Here is a 20,591-nt window from a genome sequence, read left to right as displayed (position 1 = left end):
AAGGATTGAATTAAAAGAATCTTGAGTGGGTGGAAAAAGGGAACGACGAGACGGGTCTATTGCCGAAAGCCGTGGCGGACGGCTTCCTCACCGCCCATTTTGGACTGAATGCTCGCCGCCGTTGATACACGGGCTCTCTGCTGAAAAAAGACGCGGCCGCCTTCATCCAAAACGACGGTTCCAAACGCTACCGAATTTCCACCCACCCCGATTGGATCACCTTCGACAAGGAAAAGCTTCTCGATCACCCGGACCACAGGGTGAAGGCACTGGCCAGGGAGCTTCCCTGATTCGGAATCCTTTTGCCTTCAGACATTGATCCCAACGCAAACAGTTGACCAGTGTGCTTTTGTTGCCGGATTTGAAATGAGGTCGGAGTAGGTCCGGGAGGCCGAACCACGGTGTAAAGCAAGTCTCTCATCTGCTCGTGTGTGAGCCGTTGTTTTTTCATTGCCCTTTCAGATAATGCCCCAAAACTCATTTTATTGGCAAAGAAGCGTCTGAACAGCGGGTCTTGCAGCGGTGTCATTTCTTTTCTAGCGGCCTCTTCTGACCGTAAAACCAAGCATTGCGTCAGAAGGCGGTCCGCGCAGCTGGCTAGAAATATGCTAGAAGAAACTAAAATGGGTTAGCTGAGAAATAAGCTAACCCATTGAATTCCCTGGAGCTGGCGATGGGATTTGAACCCGCAACCTGCTGATTACAAATCAGCTGCTCTGCCGTTGAGCTACGCCAGCTTCGTCATATTTGAGCTGATTCCTATAATATTTTTCACAGGGACATGCAAGGAAAAATCCAGCAGTCCGGCAACCACTGCCTGAACCCTCAGTGTGAAGCTGTGGGGGGCGGGTGGGTGCGGTAGACATTCCCAGGACGGCATCGACCCGATCTCTTGCGCCGGGCGGGAGCTTCACTTTTTCGCCGTCACAAAATCTGATCGATTTTTTTCAGTCCCTCGATGAACCTGCCACAAAGTTCGGTGGACGTCTTGTGCGCGTAGACTTCCCCCTCCGGGGTCACGCCTCGGATGATGCCGTCGTGGAGAAAGGCCTGCAGCAGCAGGACGCCGCGTTCCATCCGGTCGGTGGCCGCCCTGAGGGCTTCCTCCGAAAAGGGTCGGGGTTCGATGGGGTTCATTCCGTTCCATTGCTGGAGCTTCATGAAATTGAGGATTCTTCCCAGGCGCAGGAGGGTGACGGATTCCTCCCTTGTCGTAGTGTGTGAGACGGGAATGGCTGTGGAGCGCATCAGGGAGAGGCGGGGCGGCAGGACTTGGGCTTCGTGGCATTTCCTGAAATCGCTGCTTCCCGGCGATGGATAATAGACGGAAACTCCGGCGAGGACCCTTCTGGAAGCCAAAAAGAGGAGGTCTCCGATGGAGTCGCGTGGGTCCTGGTCCGGTGCGCCCACGATGACGTACCCCACCGCTTCGAGGCCGGTCTTTTCCGCACAGGCCAGCGCCCTGTCGAAGGCTTCCCGCACATCGGGTCTCTGAAATCTCCGGAGCTGTTCCGGCGCAACCGTTCCGAGGGAAAGATTCAGGGCTTTGAAACCCGCTTTCTGCATCGCGGCAATGGTTTCTTCATCGAGGGTGGGAGGAAAGAGCCCGTTCATGGCTCGAAGCTCAGGGGAATAAGCTCCGCAGCGCTCCTGGATGCCCTTCAGGAGCTTCAGGAACCATTCCTTCTGCAAAGAGATGTTTTCATCTTCGAAATCGATGAAACCGGCCCCCTGGTTCACGACGGCCTCTTCTACTTCTTTCAGGACCGCTCCCACGCTCCTGCGGCGATACGGCACCGAAGATGCCGCTCCCATGGAGCAATAGGTGCACCGCATGGGGCAGCCCCGGCTCGCCATCACCACCGTGCTCCCACTCGACCCACGACGGTAGAACTTTTGCCGGATGAGAGACATGGCGGGGAGGGGATAGGCATCGAGATCCTGCATGAAAGCCGGTGGCTGAACTCTTATGGTGCCGTCCCCCTCGCGGTAAGCGATCCCGGGAATGCAAGAGGGGTGGATCCCTTCTCGCACGGCTCTTGCCAGCTGCGGCATGGAGACTTCGCCCTCTCCGCGGAGCACGTAATCCACGGCTCTGCACTGGAGAACTTCCTCCGGCATTTCCGTTGCGTGATGCCCGCCCACGACAACGGTGCAGTGGGGGTGGGCGGCCTTCACGGCTTCAGCCGTTTTCATGGCTTCATCACTGTAGGCGGTAAAAAGCGACGCAATGCCCACCAGGAAAGCCCCGGATTGTCGGGCCGCTTCACCCAGGTGATGGAAGCTGAAGCCGAAATGCCTGAACGAATGAAAAAGCCCGAAGGGCGAGGTGTCGGGTTTTCCATAATATTGCCGCAGGTAATCCATTTCGTCCGGCCACGGGATGATTCGGGATTTGGATGTGGCCAGCCCGTCCAGGATCTCCACCGAAAAGCTCTCTTTCATGAGGGCCGCAGCGATGCACGCCAGACCATAGGGAATGGTTCGCTTGGCGGTGAGATAAAAATCCCGGATGGGGGGCTGTATGAGAAGGACATCGGTCATTACGGATACTCTGATTGTCTGGCGAAAGACATGCTGCGTCAGGCTTGGATTCGGGCTGCTATACGCATCCACCAATGATTGAAAACTTATTTGTAGGAGCGGCATCCTGCCGCGACTGGCTCACTGTCGCGGCAGGATGCCGCTCCTACAAAAAACCGGGATCTATCAAATCGAAAGTCTTATACCTTTCAAACTATATCATCTCTGGGAGTGCCAAAACCTCACACACTCGTCATGGGATCCCGATCCACGGCCAGCTGCACCCGCCGCAGGGCCGGATGGCTCTTGCTCTGCTCCAGAACGGTCGATACGAAGCGATCCATTTCCCCATTGGTCCAGGCCTTGATGAAAAGATGCCAGCGGTAGCGGCTCTTGAGCTTCACCAGGGGAGCGGGAGCCGGACCGAGGACGGCCACATGGCAGTCTTCAGCCCGAAGGGCCGTCGCGACCTCCCGGCAAAGACTCCCCAGTTGCATGGCGGCATCCCGCGTGGCCGCTTCGTCGCCGGCGGTGATGAGCAGTTTCAGGAGGCGGGTGTAAGGGGGATACTGGAGCAGCTCCCGTGAATGGAGCTCCCGCGTACAGAAGGAAGAATAGTCCATCGTGACGACGGCTTCCAGCGTGTAGTGGCTCGGGCTATAGGTCTGCAGGATCACGCGGCCCGGTTCGGCGCCCCGCCCCGCCCGGCCCGCCACCTGGATGAGGAGCTGGACGGTGCTCTCCCCCGCCCGAAAATCGGCGATCTGCAGGGCTGTGTCGGCATTGAGGACCCCCACCAGGGTGATGTCGGGGAAGTCGTGGCCCTTGGCGATCATCTGAGTGCCGATGAGGACATCCGCGTTCCGGCGGCGGACGGCATCCAGGTGTTGAACCATTTGCTCGGGCCGGCCGGCAGTGTCCCGGTCGATGCGCACCACACCCGCCTCCGGCAGTAGCCTGCGGACCTCCTCCTCCACGCGCTCGGTGCCGAAGCCGTGAGGGCTCAAGGCCGTGTTCCCGCACTGGGGACAATCTTCCGGCACTGGCTGTTCCCACCCGCAGTAGTGGCAACGGAGGCGATCCACGTGCTGGTGGTAGGTGAGGCTCACGCTGCAGGCATTGCATTGGGGCACATACCCGCAGGCGTTGCAGAGGTAGAAGGTCGCAAAGCCCCTGCGGTTGAGAAAGAGGAGGGCCTGCCGCCCCTTGGCCACGGTTTCCTTGAGGGCTTCCTGCAGTGCGTGTGACAGGATCCGGTTTCCTCGCCTTTCCCTGCGCATGTCCACCACCTGCATCTCGGGAAGGGGACGATCGAAAATGCGGGAGGGCAGGGTGAGGGTGGTGTAGCGGTGGCTCCTGCTGTGGTATATGGATTGAAGGGACGGCGTCGCCGAGCCGAGGACGATGGGGATCCCGAGCATGCTGGCCCGCATGAGGGCCACATCGCGTGCGTGGTAGCGCAGGCGGTCGTCCTGCTTGTAGGATCCGTCGTGCTCTTCATCCACGATGATAATCCCCGGCCGGGCGAGTGGCATGAAAACGGCCGAGCGGACCCCCAGGACGACGTCTCGCCTGCCGCTCAAGATGTTCCGCCATTGATCAAAGCGGGCTCCGGCCGAAAGGCCGCTGTGCCAGATGGCCAGGCGCGTGCCGAACCTCTGGCGGAACAGGGCTTCCAATTGGGTGCTGAGGGCAATCTCGGGGACGAGGATGAGAGCGCTTCGGCCGGCGTCCAGTGTCTTTTCCACGAGCTGCAGGTAAATTTCGGTCTTTCCACTGCCCGTGACGCCAAAAAGGAGAAACGGCTGGAACCCGGGCCGGCTGATGTGGGGCAAAACGGCATCGATGACCTCAACCTGTTGGGGCGTCAGCGTGGGCGGCGGCGTGGGAGGCAGCGACTGGGCGCAGGTGGATTCCCGGCATTCCAGCGTTTCCACCACCTGGAGCATCCCGTCGTGTTGCAGCTTCCTGACCCAGTAGTCGACGTTTTTCACCCTTCCCCGCAGCGTCTTCAGGGGGAGCGTCCCGCCGGAAGTTTCCAGCATATGCACCAACTCCCGCAGGGGAGGGCTGCGCTCCATCCGCCCTTCGCCGGGCGGGGTGACGAGCTGGACGCTCCTGACTTTCTTCGGCCCCGGCTGAGAGTCCGTCCATTGGAAAAAGCGTTCGATGCAGGACGCCTCTTCCAACTCCTTCAGTTCCCCGAGGAGCCTCTGGCGCGAAGTATAGGTTCGTGAAATTTCACCCAGAGAGAGTGCTCCTCGGGTGAGAAGCTCCAGGAGCGGCTTTGGAGGGCTTTCGGCGGTGCAGCTCGCTCTGCCTTCCGGAGTGATGCGGAAGAAGGTTTCCGGGGAATTGCCAATGCCCGAGGGAAGCGCGGCCTGGAGGACTCCTCCCAGGGGGTAAAAATAATACGCGGAAATCCATCGGCAGAGGCGGATCAGGTCTTCGGGCACGACGGGCGAGGCATCCAGGACCCGGCGGAGGCGGCGCAGCTTGATTTTGGCGGAAACCTGGGGGGGAGTCGGGTCCAGGGCCACCACCAGCCCGCAGGCCTCACGGCGGCCCAGTGGGACCAGCACCCGCATGCCCAGACGGAGGGGCTTGTGCAGTTCCGGCGGCACCAGGTAATGCAGGGTTTTATCCAAAGCGCTGAAAACCGCGACTTCGGCGTAAATGGAAGACGGAGCGGGGCTGGTCATGGAGGCGGCAGGGCTGCATTCTTGCTGATGGCGAGGCTCCTGTCCTGCAGCGCGGCAAGGTAAGCGTCGCGCTTTTCCATGAAATCGGCGATGAGCCCCTTGGGAATGGACTTGGCCTTGGGAAAATCCATTTGCAGGAAATCGATGGGCTTGCCGTCCTTGTAGAACCGAAAATCCAGATGAGGCCCCGTTGCCATCCCCGACTCTCCCACATAGCCGATCACGTCTCCCTGGGCGACCTTGCTCCCCTTGCGCAGCCCTTCGGCAAAAGCTGACAGGTGGCCGTATCCCGTCTTGTAAGGGCCTTTGTGTCGCACCTCCATATAGCGCCCAAAGCCTCCCTTGTTGCCCAGAAACGTGATGACGCCGGTGCCGAGAGCACTCACCGGGGTGCCGACGGGCGCGGCATAATCGACTCCCAGGTGGGGACGGCGAATTTTGAGCACGGGATGCATGCGGTTCCTGTCAAAGAGGGAGCTGATGCGGCTGTAGCTCAAGGGCGTCTTGAGGAAGGCCTTGCGCAGAGATTCCCCCACGGCATCGAAATAGTCCATGTGGTCGCCAGAGGTATAAGCAAAGGCCTGGTACGGGTGGCCTCCCACCACCATTTCGGCCGCCAGGATCGGACCGGAATGGAGTCTCCTTCCGTCTTTCACCGTGTCTTCGAAGTGCACGGCGAAGGTGTCTCCTTCCCGTAGATCCGTAGTAAAATCGATATCGTAGGCGAACAGGTTCGCCAGATCCATGATGAGGTTGGCGGGGAGCCCCGACCGCAGGCAGGAATCGAACAGGGTGTCCGTGATCGTCCCCCGGACCGAATGCACAAGGGTGGAGGGGACGGTGTCGTCCCGGCGGCATTCCCATGTTTCGCCGGGTTTTCGAAAGATATAGGTTGCCCCGTCCTGGGATGCATAAGTGAATTTTACGGGCTGGCCGTCTTTGCTGTTGACGCGGACGGTCAGTTCATCGTCGGGTTGGATCTGGTCGAGGCTGCAGAATCCGGCACAGGCTTTCTGCCATGCTTCGAGGCATTCCATGGGAAGATCGAATCGCGCCATCACCTCGTGGAGCGTATCTCCCGGCTGCACGACATGATGCCTTATGGTGAACTGGCTCAGGTACTGCGAGCGCAGGGCGAAGCGGTCGGGATAGTCCAGTTCCGGCGGTTTCGCGGGGACGGATTCAGGGATGTGCGCCCGGGGAGAAAATGCGAAGTGCTGCAGGGCCAGCCCTCCAAGCACCACCAGCAACGCAAGGCACACCCACCTCCCCAGTTTCCATTTCCTGGGCTTAGAAAGCGCCGAAAGGCTCCTGTGCTTCGAATCAAATGCGTAGAAATCTTTCATGGAGAAAGCTCACTAACACAGCCAAGGGGATGGGGTCAAAACCAAAAAAACGGGCTCATGCCCACTTGAGGGATGTTTTTATCGTAAAATGTTCCGATCTGCCTGTAAACGTCCATAAAATATGTTGATTTAATGATAGTTTTGAGTCATTAAATTAAAGCCATGCGCTCGGCTTGACGCCAACGCACGATGTCGCGCCAAGGGCGGGGTCCGACGGGCATGGAACCCATCTATTTTTTCCTCAATTTTTATCATACATGTGAGGGGCGGAAATATTCCAACGAAATTTTAGACTGGGGAGGTACCGATGACAAAAGCTGAATTGATTGGGAAAATGGCTGATGATGCCGGTGTGACGAAGATCGCAGCGGAAAAGGCTTTGAACGGTTTTATCTCCGCAGTCAGTGAAGCCCTTGCAGCGGGAGACAAGATCACTCTGGTGGGGTTCGGCACCTTCGACGTGGCCGAAAGGTCTCAGCGTGAAGGCCGCAACCCGAGAACCGGCGAAGTGATTTCCATTCCGGCCTCCAAAGTTGTCCGTTTCAAGGCAGGAAACAAATTGAAAGAAAAAGTCCAATGACGGTGAGGGGATTCCGGTTCCCGAGCGTCCAGCAGGCGGACCGGAATCCAGGCAATGCTTCTCGTGATTCCGTCGTAAGCATTCTGAAAGCCTTGTTTTCCCACACTCCTGTCGCCATCATGCACTAGCCATTATGCCCATTATAGAAGATGAGAACGCCGCCGTCATTGAACCGCGCAAGGGCAAGCGTGAGGAAGCTCTACCCCCTCGTGCCCTGCTGATCTTTACGCCCCTGGATGTGGACCTGGTCCTGCGATCCTTCCCGGAGCCTCCCCGACGCACCCATAAAATTTATCTTACCGATGTGTATTCAGGAAGTTACGAGTCCACACCCCTGTGCTGCACCGGTCCCATGCTGGGAGCCCCCCAGACCATTCTCGTACTGGAAAAGCTCATCGCCCTGGGAGTGGAAGAAGTGGTGGCCATCGGGTGGTGCGGCTCCATCCAGCCCCACGTACGCATCGGGGATATCGTACTGCCCTCGGGTGGGCTTTCAGAGGAAGGGACTTCCCCCCATTACCCGCTCTCCATGAATCATCCCGGGCCCTCGCCGGAAGTTGTCCATCGTATGAAGACCCTGCTGGAAGAGGCCGGCGCCATGGTGCATGAGGGGCAAGTCTGGACCACGGATGCCCCTTTTCGTGAGACCGTCGGCAAAGTGACGACCTACCGGGAGAAGGGAATTTTGGCGGTGGATATGGAAACGTCCGCCCTTTTCACCGTCGCGAATTTTCGGGGCATCCGGCTGGCTGTCGTCCTGGCCGTTTCCGATGAGCTCAGCACACTGGCATGGGTCCACGGCTTCAAGGAGTCAAAGTTCAAGGCCGCCCGCGAAATACTCGTCCAAACGGCTTTGCAGGCTCTCGTTTCTTCCTCGCAAGATCGTGTTCGTAGAGGAGCTCATCCATGAGCGATACCCGGGAAATCCAGGAAAAATTGGAGGAGCTGCGCCGGCAGATCCGCTATCACGACACTCTCTATTATGCCCTCGATGCGCCGCAGATAAGCGATGCGGAGTACGATGCCCTGTTTCGGGAGCTCGTCCGGGAGGAAGAGGCGCATCCCGAATGGGTTACCCCCGACTCCCCCACGCAGCGGGTGGGTTTTGCTCCCCTCGAAAAGTTCGCCCCCTTCGAACATGCCGCCCCCATGTTGAGTCTCGAAAATGCCATGAGTGAGGAAGAGGTGAGGGAGTTCGACCGCCGTGTGCGGAAACTGCTGGGGCATGGGGACAAAATCGAGTACGTGGTGGAGCCGAAAATGGACGGCCTCGCCCTGGAGATCCTCTACGAAAAGGGGCGCCTGACAGGCGCCGGTACCCGGGGAGACGGCTATACGGGCGAGGATGTGACCCCCAATGTCAAGACCATTCGTGCTATTCCCTGGCGGCTCCAAAGTCCCCCGGGAGGTGCGCCCCCGCCCGAGCGGCTGGCTGTGCGGGGAGAAGTCTACATCGATAAGAAAGATTTCGAAGCCCTGAACCGAAACCGCGAGGCAGCCGGGGAGCTTCCATTCGCCAATCCGCGCAATGCCGCCGCCGGTTCGCTGCGGCAGCTGGACTCCTCCATCACCGCTTCCCGTCCCCTGAGGGTTTTTTTCTATGGAGTGGGGGCCGTGGAGGGAGCCGAATTCCCGACCCATTGGGATCTGCTCCAGACCCTCCGGGCATGGGGACTGGCGGTGAATTCAAAATCCCAAGTCTGTGCCGGAATTGAAGAGGCCATTGGTTTTTTCCGCCGGCTGACGGACGAAAGGGGGGACTTGCCCTACGATATCGACGGTCTCGTCATCAAGGTCAACCGCATGGACTGGCAAAGACAGCTGGGAGAAAAATCCAGGAGCCCCCGCTGGGCCATTGCCTACAAGTTTTCCGCGGACCTGGCGCCCTCCCGCATTCTGGATATTCTCGTCCAGGTGGGCAGGACGGGTGCCGTGACGCCTGTGGCTGTCCTGGAGCCTGTCTTCGTCGGAGGCGTGACCGTGCAAAGGGCGACGCTCCACAATGAAGACGAGATCGAACGCAAGGATATCCGCATCGGGGACCGGGTGTGGGTGCGCCGGGCGGGGGACGTCATTCCCGAGGTCGTGGAAGTCGAGGTGTCGCGGCGCACGGGAGATGAAGTCCCTTTTCGCATGCCTGCACAATGCCCTTCTTGCGGCGGTGAAGTGGTGCGGCTTCCCGACGAGAGCGTCCATCGTTGTCTCAACCGCAACTGCCCGGCCCAGATCAAGGCGGCCATCTGGCATTTCTGCAGCCGAAACGGAATGGATATCGAGGGCCTTGGACGCAAAAACATCTCTCTCCTGGTGGATGAAGGACTCATTCAATCCGTGGCGGATCTGTACACACTCCGCGTGGAAGACCTCGAAGGCCTTCCCGGCTGGGGGCGCAAATCGGCTCAGAACCTGGTGGACGCCATAGCGGGAAGCAAGAATCCTGAACTGGCCGATTTTATCTATGCCCTGGGCATTTACCACGTGGGCAGTCATGTGGCCCAACTCCTGGCATCCCACCTGGGGCGGTTCGAGGCGGTGCGTGCGGCGACACGCGAAGAGCTGGAACGGATTCCGGGGGTGGGGGAGATCGTGGCCTACAGCATCACCCGGTATTTTTCGCATCCCGAAAATCAGAAGCTCATGGATGGCCTCCTGGCTGCCGGCATCACGGTAAAACCGGCCCAGACTTCTTCTCATGCTGCTGAAGAGGAAGACCCTTTCTGGAAGTCCAAAACCGTTGTCTTTACCGGGGCCCTCGCATCCCTCACGCGCCAGGAAGCCGGAAAGCGCGTGGAGGCCCGGGGGGCCAAAGTGACTGAAAGCGTGAGCAAGAAAACCGATATCGTCGTCGCTGGAAAGGATGCCGGATCCAAACGGGCCAAAGCTGAGAAATTGGGGATCCCGATCCTGGACGAAGAGGAATTTTTGAAGCGTATTCAGTAAAGCGCGACTGCATTTCTGACGATAGGAAGGGAGCCTCGGCAGATGAATAAGAAACGGGTCCACGTGTGGATAGAGGGCAGGGTGCAGGGGGTTTTCTTTCGAGCCTTCACGCGGGATACGGCTATCAGCCTCGGTGTGGCGGGGTGGGTGCGGAACCTGCCCGACGGCAGAGTCGAAGCTGTCATCGAGGGGGATGCCGATCGGGTGGATCGCATGGTCCTGTGGTGCTACCAGGGGAGTCCCTACAGCCAGGTGGATCATGTGGACGTGCGGGAAGAAACCTACCATGCTGAACATGACGGGTTTGAAATCCGCTACGGGAGATAGAAGTCTTGGAAAAATTGACGGCTTTCTGGGCAGGGTTCGTTCAGTTTTTGAAGGAATACGACTCGAACAAAATCGCAGCCGTCCTTCGGGAAATCGACTGGGCCGCCCTGGCCAGGAATCCCGCAGCCTGGATCGTCGGGGTGCCCCTTGTCATTCTCATGATATGGAAAAAGCAGGTCAAATTGATGGTTCTGGGGATTTCCATGGTGCTCTTCATGGCCCTGCTCCAGCATATTCTTGCCGCACCAGGGGAAAGCATGTCCCTGGAGAAACTGGTGCAGTTCATCGGCGGGTCCATCGCCCTGGCAGGAGTCAATCTTTACTTTTTCTTCATGCGTCAGACTTGAAAATGCCCGGAAGGAAGCCTTCGAACGGTGTGAGGGGGGCCTGAAAACTCCTCCGGGCACTTATGAGCAGGAGATGCAGATGCGGTGCGATGCTGTAATGGTTTAGTCTTGTGAGGTGCCGCCGTTCACTCTTTCCTTCAGTTCCTTGCCGACTTTGAAGAAAGGCAGCTTCTTGGATTCCACTTCGATGAGCTCGCCGGTCTTGGGGTTTCTGCCCTTATAACCTTCGTAATTTTTCACTTTAAAGCTCCCAAAGCCCCGGATTTCAAGCCGGTCGGATTTGATGAGGGCCTGCTCCATGCTCTGAAAGGTAACGTTGACCGCCGTTTCTGCAGCCTTCAGAGTGATGCCTTCCGCTTTGGCCAACGCTTCTATGAGCTGACTTTTTGTCATGTGAGGGACTCCTTGTAATAAATATGCTGATAGCATCGAAAGGATTGATGGACTCTTATTTTTGTATTTTTTCCAGGTTCCGCATGTAGGGGCGGAGGGCAGGGGGAACCAGGACACTGCCGTCGTCCTGCTGGTAGTTTTCCAGGACGGCCACCAGGGTTCGTCCTACGGCCAGCCCCGATCCGTTCAAGGTGTGTACCAGTTCCGTCTTGGATTGCCCTTTTCTTCGAAAACGGATGTTGGCCCGCCTGGACTGAAAATCCTCGAAGTTGCTGCAGGAAGAAATTTCCCGGTAGGTGTTCTGCCCCGGCAGCCACACTTCGATGTCGTACGTCTTGGATGCCGAAAAGCCCAAGTCGCCCGTGCAAAGCGTAACCACGCGGTAGTGGAGGTTCAAGGCCTGAAGGATGGCTTCGGCATTCAGGAGAAGACTTTCCAGAGCATCGTAGGAGGTTTCGGGTTGGACAAACTTCACCATCTCCACCTTGTTGAACTGATGCTGCCGGATGAGTCCCCGCGTGTCTTTTCCGTAGGAACCCGCTTCGGATCGGAAGCAAGGTGTGAAGGCGGTGTAAAGCTTCGGAAGCTCCTCCTCCTCGAGGATTTCACCGGCATGAATGTTGGTGACCGGGACTTCAGCGGTGGGAACCAGGAAAAAGTCTCTCCCCTCCAGTTTGAACAGCTCTTCTTTGAACTTGGGAAGCTGTCCGGTGCCCAGGAGACTGGTGCTGTTGACCATGAAGGGAGGCAGGACCTCCGTGTAGCCGTGGTGCTGCGTGTGCATGTCGAGCATGAAGGTGATGAGCGCTCTTTCCAGAGCCGCGCCCATTCCCCAGTAAAGCGCGAAACGTGCTCCCGTCATCCTGGCCGCTCGCTCAAAATCGAGAATGCCCAGGGATTCTCCAATTTCCCAATGCGGCCTGGGCTCAAAATTGAGTGCCGGAGGGTTTCCCCACGTCTTGACAACGGGATTGTCCTTTTCGTCTTTACCGATAGGGACGGATGCATGCGGCGTATTGGGGATGAGCAGGAGGAAATCTCTGAACTGCTGCTCGATGGTGCTCAGCTCCTGATCCAGCCCTTTGATTTCCTGGGAAACCTCCCGCATCTCATCGATACGGGCGGAGGCATCCTGCTTTTCCTTCTTGAGACGGGATATCTCATCCGAGGCCAGGTTGCGCCGGTGCTTCAGTTCTTCCACCTGCCCCAGGATGCGTCTTCGTTCTTCATCCAGATCCAGGAGAGGTTTCAAATCCATTGCCATCTGTCGATCCTTGAGCATTTGCCCCACCCGGTCGACGTTTTCACGGACGAACTTAAGATCCAGCATAAAGCCCTCACATCGGTTTGACGATCAAGATGCCTGCACTTTTTTGTCTACAATTTTCGACGGCTTGCAGTCCGAGTTTCTTACATTGAAAAGAAAGCTTTGTCAATTCCATTTGTTACATCGATAAGTTATCCGAATAGAGGCTTGTCCGGTGCCTTCCCCCGGGCTCATTCAATCTTGGTACTGATGACTTCCACGCTGTAGTCGTTCAAAAGGTTGAGGTCGGGCAGGTTGTGAAAGACGAGCATGAAAGGGACTCTCGCCCCGGGCTTGACATGTACGTTGGAAAGGTTCTTGCCCTCCCGGTTCATCATGCGGTCCTGGATTTCCGTCACGGCCAGCTGCCTCAATTCATCCCGTGTCATGACATTCCCGCAGAAGGCCTTTTGCGACTGGGCCACCTGATTGTTCGTCGTGTAGAGCTTTCCTTCGAGGAGTATGAAGCTGACGGGCTTCTTGGACTCGTTGACGGCTTCGCCCTCCACGACGAAGATCTGTCCGGCTTTGGAATTTTCAAGAAAATACGCTTTGGTGGACTCCAGGATGTTTACCGTTGCCTGTTCCGTTTCGCCGAGACCCGTGGACGCAGACTGTTGAGATGCGGGAGGAGAAGGATTTTGAAAATTGACATACCAGATGGATCCAGCCAGGAAGACGATGAGGGGGATTCCCCAAAAGAGAGCGGTTTTCAACCGGTTGGGCTTTCTGGGCTCAAGGGCGACCTCGGGAATGGGCCGGTCCCGTTCTATGAAAAGGTCGTCTTCATCGGTGGCCGCTGTTTCGTCGGGAAGGTCCATCTGAATCAGGAGATTTTCTTCCAATGCCTGGGGGGAGGTTTCCGAAGGGCGCTCTACGGTGAAAATGCTCCCACACAGGGAGCAACGGACTTTGTTCATTGGCCGCTTCAGACGTGCCGGATCGATACGAAACTTGGTCTTGCAGGATTCACAGGTGACAATCATCGATCAATCCTCTCTCTAATTTCATTGACGCATCGAATCCCCGAAAACGCTGCCCATTTCCCCCGGCCATGACGTGTGGCATGCTGTACGTGAAAGGTTCTGACACGTGAGGGCGGGGACTATTCGTGAAACCGGACCTCGTAAATCCCCGGAAGGTTTCTGTGCTTTTCGGAAAAATCCAGGCCGAATCCGACGAGAAATCCTTTTTCCATGCGGATACCAGCGTAATCTATGGGTACTTCTACCTGACGTCTTTCAAACTTGTCAATGAGAGCGCATACTTTGACCGATGCCGGCCGGTAGCTTTGCAGGCGATGCAGGTACCAGTCCAGGGTGAGTCCCGTATCGACGATGTCTTCAACGAGCAGGATATTTTGCCCCTCGATGGGAAGCTCGATGTCTTTGGTGATTTTGATGGTGCCACTCGTTTGAGAGCTGTCTCCGTAGCTGGCCAGGCGGACAAAGTCGACTGTCACCGGAATCGACAACCGGCGCACCAGATCAGCGAGGAACATGAAGGCCCCCTTCAAAATTCCGATGGCCATAAGGCTCTTACCCTCATAATCCCGGTTGATTTCATCGGCCAGTTCGTCCAGACGCTTCTGCAGATCCTCCGCCTTCACACGCGGAATCAACTCGTACCCCTCCATCGGCCACTTCTCCTTCCGCTCTCTTGATCTTCTGCACCCGAAGAAAACGACGTGCAGCATGTTACCGATAAATCCACTAAAAATCAACCGAGATTCATCTTAACTCCTTAAAACTATTCATATTCCAAACTGAAGCTGCTCTGCACGGGCTTTCCGGGGAATTTTGATCCTCCTATCGGGTGGAGATTCCCAAAATCTTGTTTTTTGCCGCCGGACCTCCTGAGTTTCCATTGCATTTGAAGGATCGAGTGGTTATAGAGGGCTAAACTTTTTGACAGGAGGATGAAGCAATGCGTGAGAAAGTGGAACAGGCTCTAGGAAAAGTCAGACCCATGCTGCAGCGTGATGGTGGAAATGTCGAGCTCGTGGATATCGAAGGCACCGTGGTGAAAGTACGGCTGACGGGTGCCTGCCATGGCTGCCCCATGAGCCAGATGACACTGAAGGCCGGTGTCGAGCGGATCATCAAAGCAGAAGTCCCCGAGGTTACGGAAGTGGTATCCGTTTAACTGCCGCAACGGCGGTTTTCACTTGTGATATGGCTCGCCCTTGAGAATGGTGAAAGCTCTGTAGAGCTGCTCCGCTACCATGAGACGGGCCATGTCATGGGGAAAAGTCATTCTGGAAAGGGACAGGACACTGTTGGCTCTCTCCAGGAGGCGTGGAGAAACACCCAGCGGGCCGCCGATGACCATCCACACGGCGGGCGTTCCCGCGTTCTGCAGGTGCTCCAGGAATGCTGCAAAGCGTTGGGAGTCCATCTGCCGCCCCTCCGGATCCCAGACGATGAGGTAGTCCTGGGCGTTTAAAAGCTTCAAGACCCGCTCCCCTTCCCGTTCGCACACCATCCCCTCTGAAATCTTGGGAGATATCTTTTCCGCCTTCACCAGGTGGATCTCCATCCGGATGTAGTGGCGCAGGCGGTCCAGATACTTCCGAATCCCCGCGTCCATTTCCTGAAAGCTTGTTTTGCCGACAAAAACCAGATGAAGCTGCATGATGGAAAAGACAATCCGTCGGGAGGAGTCAGACGCACTCAGCCAAAATCAGGAATTCGCGGTTGCCTTTGGGGCCCAGGATGGGAGAGGGAGTCATTCCTCTCACCCGGAGGCCGACGGCCTCCAGGAAATCGCTGATGGATTGACAAACGTCCCTGTGCACCGCCTCATCTCGGACGACTCCGCCTTTTCCCACGTGCTCTCTGCCCGCCTCGAACTGCGGCTTGATGAGAGCGACGCAGTGGGCGCCGGGGTGGAGGAAAGCCAGTACGGCGGGGATGACCAGCTTCAGGGAGATGAACGAGGCATCGATGGCCGCAAGGTCGATGGGCTCCGGTATGCGCTCCCTCTCCAGGTATCGAATGTTCTCCCGCTCCAGCACGACCACGCGGGGATCCTGCCTCAGTTTCCAGTCCAGCTGGCCGTAACCCACATCGATGGCGTAAACACGTGCCGCACCGTGCTGCAGCAGGCAGTCGGTGAATCCCCCCGTCGACGCCCCCACATCCATCGCCACCATCCCCTGAACCTGCAGCTCAAAGGTGCGGAGGGCGTGTTCGAGCTTCAATCCGCCGCGGCTCACATAGGGGATGTCCTCCCCCAGGAGCTGTGTACGGCATTCAGGGGAAACCTTTTGCCCCGCCTTGGTGATCTTCTGACCGTCCACCAGCACCTTGGCCGCCAGGATGAGAGCCTGCGCGCGTTCCCGGCTGGGGGTCAATCCGCGGTCCACGAGCAGTTTATCCAATCGCACTGAGGGCTTGGACATGGTGCCTCTTCAAGGCGCTGTAGGCCGCATTTTCAATGCCTTCGGCATCGATGCCGTACAGGTTTCGCAAAATGCTCTGACTTCCATGGGGCACAAACGTGTCGGGCAGTCCCAACCTTACAAAATTCCTTGGAAAATATTCCGCCTCCTGGAGCATTTCCAGCACAGCGCTTCCGAACCCTCCCTGAAGAACGTTTTCCTCAATGGTGATGATGCGTCCGGTTTTCTTCGCCCATGTCAGGATGAGCTCCTGATCGACGGGTTTGACGAACCGGGCATTGATGACGGCCGCACGGACACCACTCTTTTGGAGGCGTTCTGCGGCAACCACGGCGGCCTGGACGGTGGAGCCCACCGCCAGGAGCAGAATATCCTCTCCCTCCCGCAGAACTTCCCCTTTGCCCACGGGAAGCCTCCGGGGTATCGCGTCCATGGTGACTCCCAGCCCGTTCCCGCGCGGATAGCGCACGGCCACCGGTCCTCCGTGCTCCACTGCCGTCTTCAGCATGTGCTGCAATTCATTCTCATCCTTGGGCGCCATCACCACCATGTTGGGGATATGGCGCAGGAAAGAGAGATCGAACACTCCATGGTGCGTGGGGCCGTCTTCGCCCACGATCCCCCCGCGGTCCATGGCGAAGATGACGTGGAGATTCTGGAGGCAGACATCGTGAACGATCTGGTCATATGCCCGCTGAAGGAAGGTGGAGTAAACGGCAACGACCGGTTTGAACCCTTCCGTGGCCAATCCCGCGGCAAAGGTGACGGCGTGCTGCTCGGCAATCCCCACATCGAAGAACCGGTCGGGGAAGCGCTTGGCAAAGGCTTCCAGACCTGTGCCCTGGGGCATGGCCGCAGTGATGGCCAAAACCTTGGGATCCGATTCCGCCAGCTGTACGATGGAATCGCCGAAGACCTTCGTATAGGAAGGAGCACAAACTTTGTCGGAAGGGGAGCTGCAGCTTTTGCCCGTGGAAATGTCGAAAGACCCGACACCGTGAAAGCTGGTGGGATCGCATTCCGCCGGCTGGTAGCCTTTGCCCTTCTGGGTCATGACATGGATGAGGACGGGACCCTGGATGTGACGGGCGGTTTCGAAGGTTTCGATGAGGCGGTCCAGACGATGCCCCTTGATGGGACCGATGTAATGAAAATCCAGGGCCTGAAAAAGCATCCCCGGCGTGAGCAGTGTCATGAGGGAATCTTCACTGCGCTTGAGGATCTGGATGATGTTGGGGCCCAGTCCGGGAATGGACTTGAGGAAGTTTTCCACATCTTTTTTCAGGTTGATCAGAGTCTTGTTGGAAAGCTTGCGGCTCAGGAAGGAAGAGAGCGCCCCCACGTTGGGAGAAATGGACATTTCGTTGTCATTGAGGACAACGATGAGGTTTTTGTTCACGTCGCCTGCATGGTTGAGGGCTTCGAAAGCCATTCCCCCCGTCATGCTGCCGTCACCGATGACGGCGATGGCCCGGTGCGGGCTCTTCTTCAAGTCCTTGGCGACACTGATTCCCAGAGCGGCCGAGATGGATGTCCCGGAATGGCCCGTTCCGAAGGCGTCGAATTTGCTTTCGGATCGTTTGGGAAATCCGCTGATCCCCTGGTATTGGCGCAGCGTGTGAAATTGGGATCTCCGGCCGGTGAGCAGCTTATGTGTGTAAGCCTGGTGTCCCACATCCCAGATGATGCGGTCGGCGGCTGTGTCGAAGACGTAATGCAGGGCGATGGTGAGCTCCACCACACCGAGGTTCGGGGCCAGATGGCCGCCCTTTTCAGAGACCGTACAAATGATCTTCTTACGAATTTCTTCCGCCAGTTGCTGCAATTGCAGAATGGATAGATTCTTCAATTGCGATGGGCAGTCGATCTGCGAAAGCAATGTCTTGACTTCTTGATCGTTCAAATTTCAACCTCTCCCCTGTCAGGCTTTTCGGACCAGAAGGTATTGAGCGATAGCTCTCAAAGGTTCCGCCTTTTCATTAAAATCGGTGAGCGCCCTTATTGCTTCTTCCACATGCTCGCGAGCAGCCTCCCTGGAACGGGTCATTCCCAGGAGCACCGGGTACGTCTTCTTGTTCTTGGCCATATCGGAGCCCGGTGTCTTTCCCATGAGCTCCGCATCACCTTCTACATCCAAAATATCGTCGGTGATCTGGAAAGCCAGACCGAAATGGTGACCGTAGTGCTTGAGAGTGGAAATCTGATCTGCCGTCCCGCCCCCCAGCAGGGCGCCCGTTTCCAGGGACGCCGAAAGCAGAGCGCCGGTCTTGTGGATGTGCATGTATTCCACCGTTGCCAAATCCACGGTCTGGTTTTCGCTCTCCAGGTCGATGACCTGCCCCCCGATCATTCCCCGGTAGCCGGCCGCCCGGACAAGGATTCCGATGACCTTGACGAGCCTGTCTCCGGGGCAGTCTCCCGATGCCGAGCCGTCCACGACGACCCCGAAAGCCTCCGTCAGGAGAGCGTCTCCGGCCAGCACGGCCATGGCCTCTCCAAAGGCCTTGTGGCAGGTGGGCTTGCCGCGCCTGAAATCGTCGTTGTCCATGGCGGGCAAATCATCGTGGATAAGAGAATAGGTATGGATCATTTCCAGAGCGCAGGCGACGGGCATGACCGCATCGGGCATCCCTCCTACCACCTCCGCGGCAGCCAGGCAAAGAATGGGGCGCAGCCTTTTGCCTCCTGCAAAGAGGCTGTAGCGAGACGCTTCGAGAACGCTCTTTTGAAGACCGGTGGGGACGGGGAACCAGTTTTCCAGGGCCGCATCAACCTGTTGCTTGCGCTCTGTCAGGTAGCGCTTAAGATCGAAGTCTTTCATGTTCGCTTTGTCCATCCATGGGCGAAATCGTATAATTTTTTTAATTTATCATTCATTTATATCTCTTTCCACACTTTTGACAGTGGAAACTTCACCCGGCCCTTTCCGTTTCATTCGTCAGGGGACTTTTCCTCGCCTGTTTCGAAGGGAGTCGTCCCCCAATTGCCCTGAGGGTCCTTCACCAGCATCTGCACCTTGTTTTCGGCTTCTTCAAGCTTCTGATGACAATACTGGGCAAGTTTTATGCCTTCGGTGAAGGAATCCATCGCCTCTTCCAGGGGAAGGTCCCCGCGCTCCAATTTTTCCACGATGGCCTGGAGCTTCTTCAGTGCCTCTTCAAACGCTTCGCTTTTTTTCTTTGCCACGGCATATCCTCATGTGTCCGCTTCGCGCGGTAATCATCATTCCGTCATTCCAAAATCTCCCGCACCCGGCATTCCAGGTGTCCTTCCTCAAGCTGCACCAGCACGTCCTGCCCTGCGGTGACTTCAGCAGCCCTGCGGAGGACCTTCTTTTCGGGCATGCGGTACGTGATGGAGTAGCCGCGCGCCAAGACTCCCAGGGGACTCAGGCTTTCCAGCTGCCCTACGGCGTTCTGCAGCTTGAAGCGCTGCCCGTCCACAATCTTTTGTCCGTGCAGGATGAGCTCCCGACGCTGCCGATCGAGGATCGCGCGATAGGCCTGGATATCCCTGGAGGGATGCGCCCGCCCCATTCTTTCGCTCAGATGAGCATGCATGGTCCTGAGCTTCTCCAGGCGGCGGCTCAAGGCCAGTTGAAGACGTTCCAGGCGGTCATCGATGAAGAGTCGCAAATCCGCCAGCCTTCTTTGGGGATGGACGAGTCTTTTTTCCAGGAAGCCGAGCTGCTGCCCATATCCTGAAACCTTTTGGACTGCAGCCTGCAGCATACGGTCCCGGACCTGAGAGAGATCCCGGTGGAGTCGGTCCAGTCGGGCAACGATCCATTCCGCGGCGGCGGTAGGCGTGGGGACCCTCAGGTCGGCCACCAAATCGGAGATGGTGAAGTCGATTTCGTGGCCTACCGCCGAAATGGTGGGGACACGTGAAGCCGCCATGGCCCGGGCCACGATTTCTTCATTGAACGGCCAGAGATCCTCGATGCTTCCGCCTCCCCGCCCCACGATGATGACGTCCCAGTTGAAATCCTCCGCCAGGCGATTGGCGGCCTCCAGAGCCGCGGCGATTTCCCCTGCCGCTTCCTGCCCCTGCACGCGCACCGGCAAAAGGGTGATGGATAGCGGGCAGGTGCTCCGCTGCAGGACCTTGAGGATATCGCGGACGGCGGCTCCCGTAGGGGAGGTGACGATGGCGATGCGCTGGGGACAGGGGGAGATGGCCCGCTTCACCTTGAGGTCGAACAAACCTTCCGCTTCAAGCTTCTTCTTGAGCTGTTCGAAGGCCAGCTGCAGGGCTCCCAGCCCCTGCGGTTCCATGACTTCAATGATGAGCTGGTATTCCCCCCGGGGCTCGTAGACGCTTAATCGCGCCTGGCACAGCACCTCCAGACCGGATTCGGGAACAAAGCGCAGGTGGCGCTGCCGTGCGCGGAAAAAGACTGCGCGGATCTGGCTCTGGTCGTCTTTCAGGGTGAAATAGTAATGACCGGAGGGAGGCACACGAAAATTGGAGATTTCGCCTTTCACCCAGATCAGCGGGTAATTGGATTCGAGGAGGCCCTTGATGCGGGCATTGAGTCCACTGACGGTGAATACGCTTGGTGTTTCATCCAAAACTGGATAGAGCATCGCTTTTTTGTGCCCCATTTTCAAACACCCTCCAGTGCTCTGCCCTCAAGTCGGAAAAAAAGAGACCGCAAAGCAGAAAGAAGCATAAGAAGGAGCCTTCCCGGTGCTGCTTCGGGTCTCATGGGCATCCCCCTG

At 57.5% G+C, this 20,591-nt stretch carries 19 protein-coding genes and 1 tRNA gene; 6 read left to right on the top strand and 14 right to left on the bottom strand.

What is annotated here, in order from left to right; translation table 11 throughout:
• Positions 1–662 precede the first annotated feature (662 nt).
• From MWC30_RS19725 to MWC30_RS19710, 4 genes are all read right to left on the bottom strand, one after another.
• Positions 663–737, bottom strand: a tRNA-Thr gene (locus MWC30_RS19725).
• A 187-nt stretch (positions 738–924) separates the two neighbouring features.
• A complete protein-coding gene (locus MWC30_RS19720) occupies positions 925–2,544 on the bottom strand; it encodes a radical SAM protein (RefSeq protein WP_244085921.1) in 1,620 nt (539 codons plus the stop codon).
• Positions 2,545–2,765: 221 nt separating this feature from the next.
• A complete protein-coding gene (gene priA, locus MWC30_RS19715; protein WP_244085920.1) occupies positions 2,766–5,225 on the bottom strand; it encodes a primosomal protein N' in 2,460 nt (819 codons plus the stop codon).
• Positions 5,222–6,571, bottom strand: coding sequence for a M23 family metallopeptidase (locus tag MWC30_RS19710; protein ID WP_244085919.1), 1,350 nt, complete (start codon positions 6,569–6,571; stop codon positions 5,222–5,224). Before MWC30_RS19710 ends, priA begins: the two co-directional genes overlap by 4 nt.
• A 307-nt stretch (positions 6,572–6,878) precedes the next feature.
• On the opposite strand from MWC30_RS19710, the gene MWC30_RS19705 reads away from it, so the two are divergent.
• The 5 genes from MWC30_RS19705 to MWC30_RS19685 all read left to right on the top strand — a co-directional run bounded on the left by MWC30_RS19705 (position 6,879) and on the right by MWC30_RS19685 (position 10,765).
• On the top strand, positions 6,879–7,151 hold the full coding sequence (locus tag MWC30_RS19705) for an HU family DNA-binding protein (RefSeq protein ID WP_244085918.1): 273 nt from the start codon (positions 6,879–6,881) through the stop codon (positions 7,149–7,151).
• A 133-nt stretch (positions 7,152–7,284) separates the two neighbouring features.
• Complete coding sequence (locus tag MWC30_RS19700) at positions 7,285–8,061, top strand: nucleoside phosphorylase (protein WP_244085917.1); 777 nt, start codon at positions 7,285–7,287, stop codon at positions 8,059–8,061.
• On the top strand, positions 8,058–10,091 hold the full coding sequence (gene ligA, locus MWC30_RS19695; protein ID WP_244085916.1) for an NAD-dependent DNA ligase LigA: 2,034 nt from the start codon (positions 8,058–8,060) through the stop codon (positions 10,089–10,091). Before MWC30_RS19700 ends, ligA begins: the two co-directional genes overlap by 4 nt.
• A gap of 42 nt (positions 10,092–10,133) precedes the next feature.
• Positions 10,134–10,418, top strand: a complete 285-nt coding sequence (locus MWC30_RS19690) for an acylphosphatase (protein ID WP_244085915.1) — start codon at positions 10,134–10,136, stop codon at positions 10,416–10,418.
• 5 nt (positions 10,419–10,423) lie between these two features.
• Positions 10,424–10,765 carry a hypothetical protein gene (locus MWC30_RS19685; RefSeq protein WP_244085914.1) on the top strand — a complete coding sequence of 114 codons (342 nt, stop codon included), beginning with the start codon at positions 10,424–10,426 and terminating at the stop codon, positions 10,763–10,765.
• 102 nt (positions 10,766–10,867) lie between these two features.
• Here MWC30_RS19685 and MWC30_RS19680 read toward each other — a convergent pair whose 3' ends face one another.
• The 4 genes from MWC30_RS19680 to hpt all read right to left on the bottom strand — a co-directional run bounded on the left by MWC30_RS19680 (position 10,868) and on the right by hpt (position 14,100).
• Positions 10,868–11,158: an HU family DNA-binding protein gene (locus tag MWC30_RS19680; protein WP_244085913.1), complete on the bottom strand. Its 291-nt coding sequence runs from the start codon at positions 11,156–11,158 to the stop codon at positions 10,868–10,870.
• A 55-nt stretch (positions 11,159–11,213) separates the two neighbouring features.
• Positions 11,214–12,488: a serine--tRNA ligase gene (gene serS / locus MWC30_RS19675; protein WP_244085912.1), complete on the bottom strand. Its 1,275-nt coding sequence runs from the start codon at positions 12,486–12,488 to the stop codon at positions 11,214–11,216.
• 167 nt (positions 12,489–12,655) lie between these two features.
• Positions 12,656–13,450 (bottom strand): DUF3426 domain-containing protein, encoded by a 795-nt coding sequence (locus MWC30_RS19670; protein ID WP_244085911.1) that lies wholly within the window; start codon positions 13,448–13,450, stop codon positions 12,656–12,658.
• A 119-nt stretch (positions 13,451–13,569) separates the two neighbouring features.
• A complete protein-coding gene (gene hpt, locus MWC30_RS19665; RefSeq protein WP_244085910.1) occupies positions 13,570–14,100 on the bottom strand; it encodes a hypoxanthine phosphoribosyltransferase in 531 nt (176 codons plus the stop codon).
• Between the two features lie 290 nt (positions 14,101–14,390).
• On the opposite strand from hpt, the gene MWC30_RS19660 reads away from it, so the two are divergent.
• Positions 14,391–14,609: a NifU family protein gene (locus MWC30_RS19660; RefSeq protein ID WP_244085909.1), complete on the top strand. Its 219-nt coding sequence runs from the start codon at positions 14,391–14,393 to the stop codon at positions 14,607–14,609.
• A gap of 18 nt (positions 14,610–14,627) precedes the next feature.
• Here the strand turns inward: MWC30_RS19660 and MWC30_RS19655 are convergent, their stop codons facing one another.
• The 6 genes from MWC30_RS19655 to xseA all read right to left on the bottom strand — a co-directional run bounded on the left by MWC30_RS19655 (position 14,628) and on the right by xseA (position 20,474).
• Positions 14,628–15,098 (bottom strand): 23S rRNA (pseudouridine(1915)-N(3))-methyltransferase RlmH, encoded by a 471-nt coding sequence (locus MWC30_RS19655; protein ID WP_244085908.1) that lies wholly within the window; start codon positions 15,096–15,098, stop codon positions 14,628–14,630.
• A 28-nt stretch (positions 15,099–15,126) separates the two neighbouring features.
• A complete protein-coding gene (locus MWC30_RS19650; protein ID WP_244085907.1) occupies positions 15,127–15,867 on the bottom strand; it encodes a TlyA family RNA methyltransferase in 741 nt (246 codons plus the stop codon).
• A complete protein-coding gene (gene dxs / locus MWC30_RS19645) occupies positions 15,839–17,770 on the bottom strand; it encodes a 1-deoxy-D-xylulose-5-phosphate synthase (RefSeq protein WP_244085906.1) in 1,932 nt (643 codons plus the stop codon). The genes MWC30_RS19650 and dxs overlap by 29 nt, the downstream gene beginning before the upstream one ends.
• An 18-nt stretch (positions 17,771–17,788) precedes the next feature.
• A complete protein-coding gene (locus tag MWC30_RS19640; protein WP_244085905.1) occupies positions 17,789–18,688 on the bottom strand; it encodes a polyprenyl synthetase family protein in 900 nt (299 codons plus the stop codon).
• A gap of 110 nt (positions 18,689–18,798) precedes the next feature.
• Positions 18,799–19,053, bottom strand: coding sequence for an exodeoxyribonuclease VII small subunit (gene xseB / locus MWC30_RS19635; protein WP_244085904.1), 255 nt, complete (start codon positions 19,051–19,053; stop codon positions 18,799–18,801).
• 44 nt (positions 19,054–19,097) lie between these two features.
• Positions 19,098–20,474, bottom strand: a complete 1,377-nt coding sequence (xseA, locus tag MWC30_RS19630; protein WP_244085903.1) for an exodeoxyribonuclease VII large subunit — start codon at positions 20,472–20,474, stop codon at positions 19,098–19,100.
• Between the last annotated feature and the right edge of the window lie 117 nt (positions 20,475–20,591).

The organism is Desulforhabdus sp. TSK (assembly GCF_022836495.1).
GTDB lineage: Bacteria > Desulfobacterota > Syntrophobacteria > Syntrophobacterales > Syntrophobacteraceae > Desulforhabdus.
The sequence above is the reverse complement of the archived record's forward strand: the minus strand, read 5'-3'. Positions and strand labels throughout refer to the sequence as shown.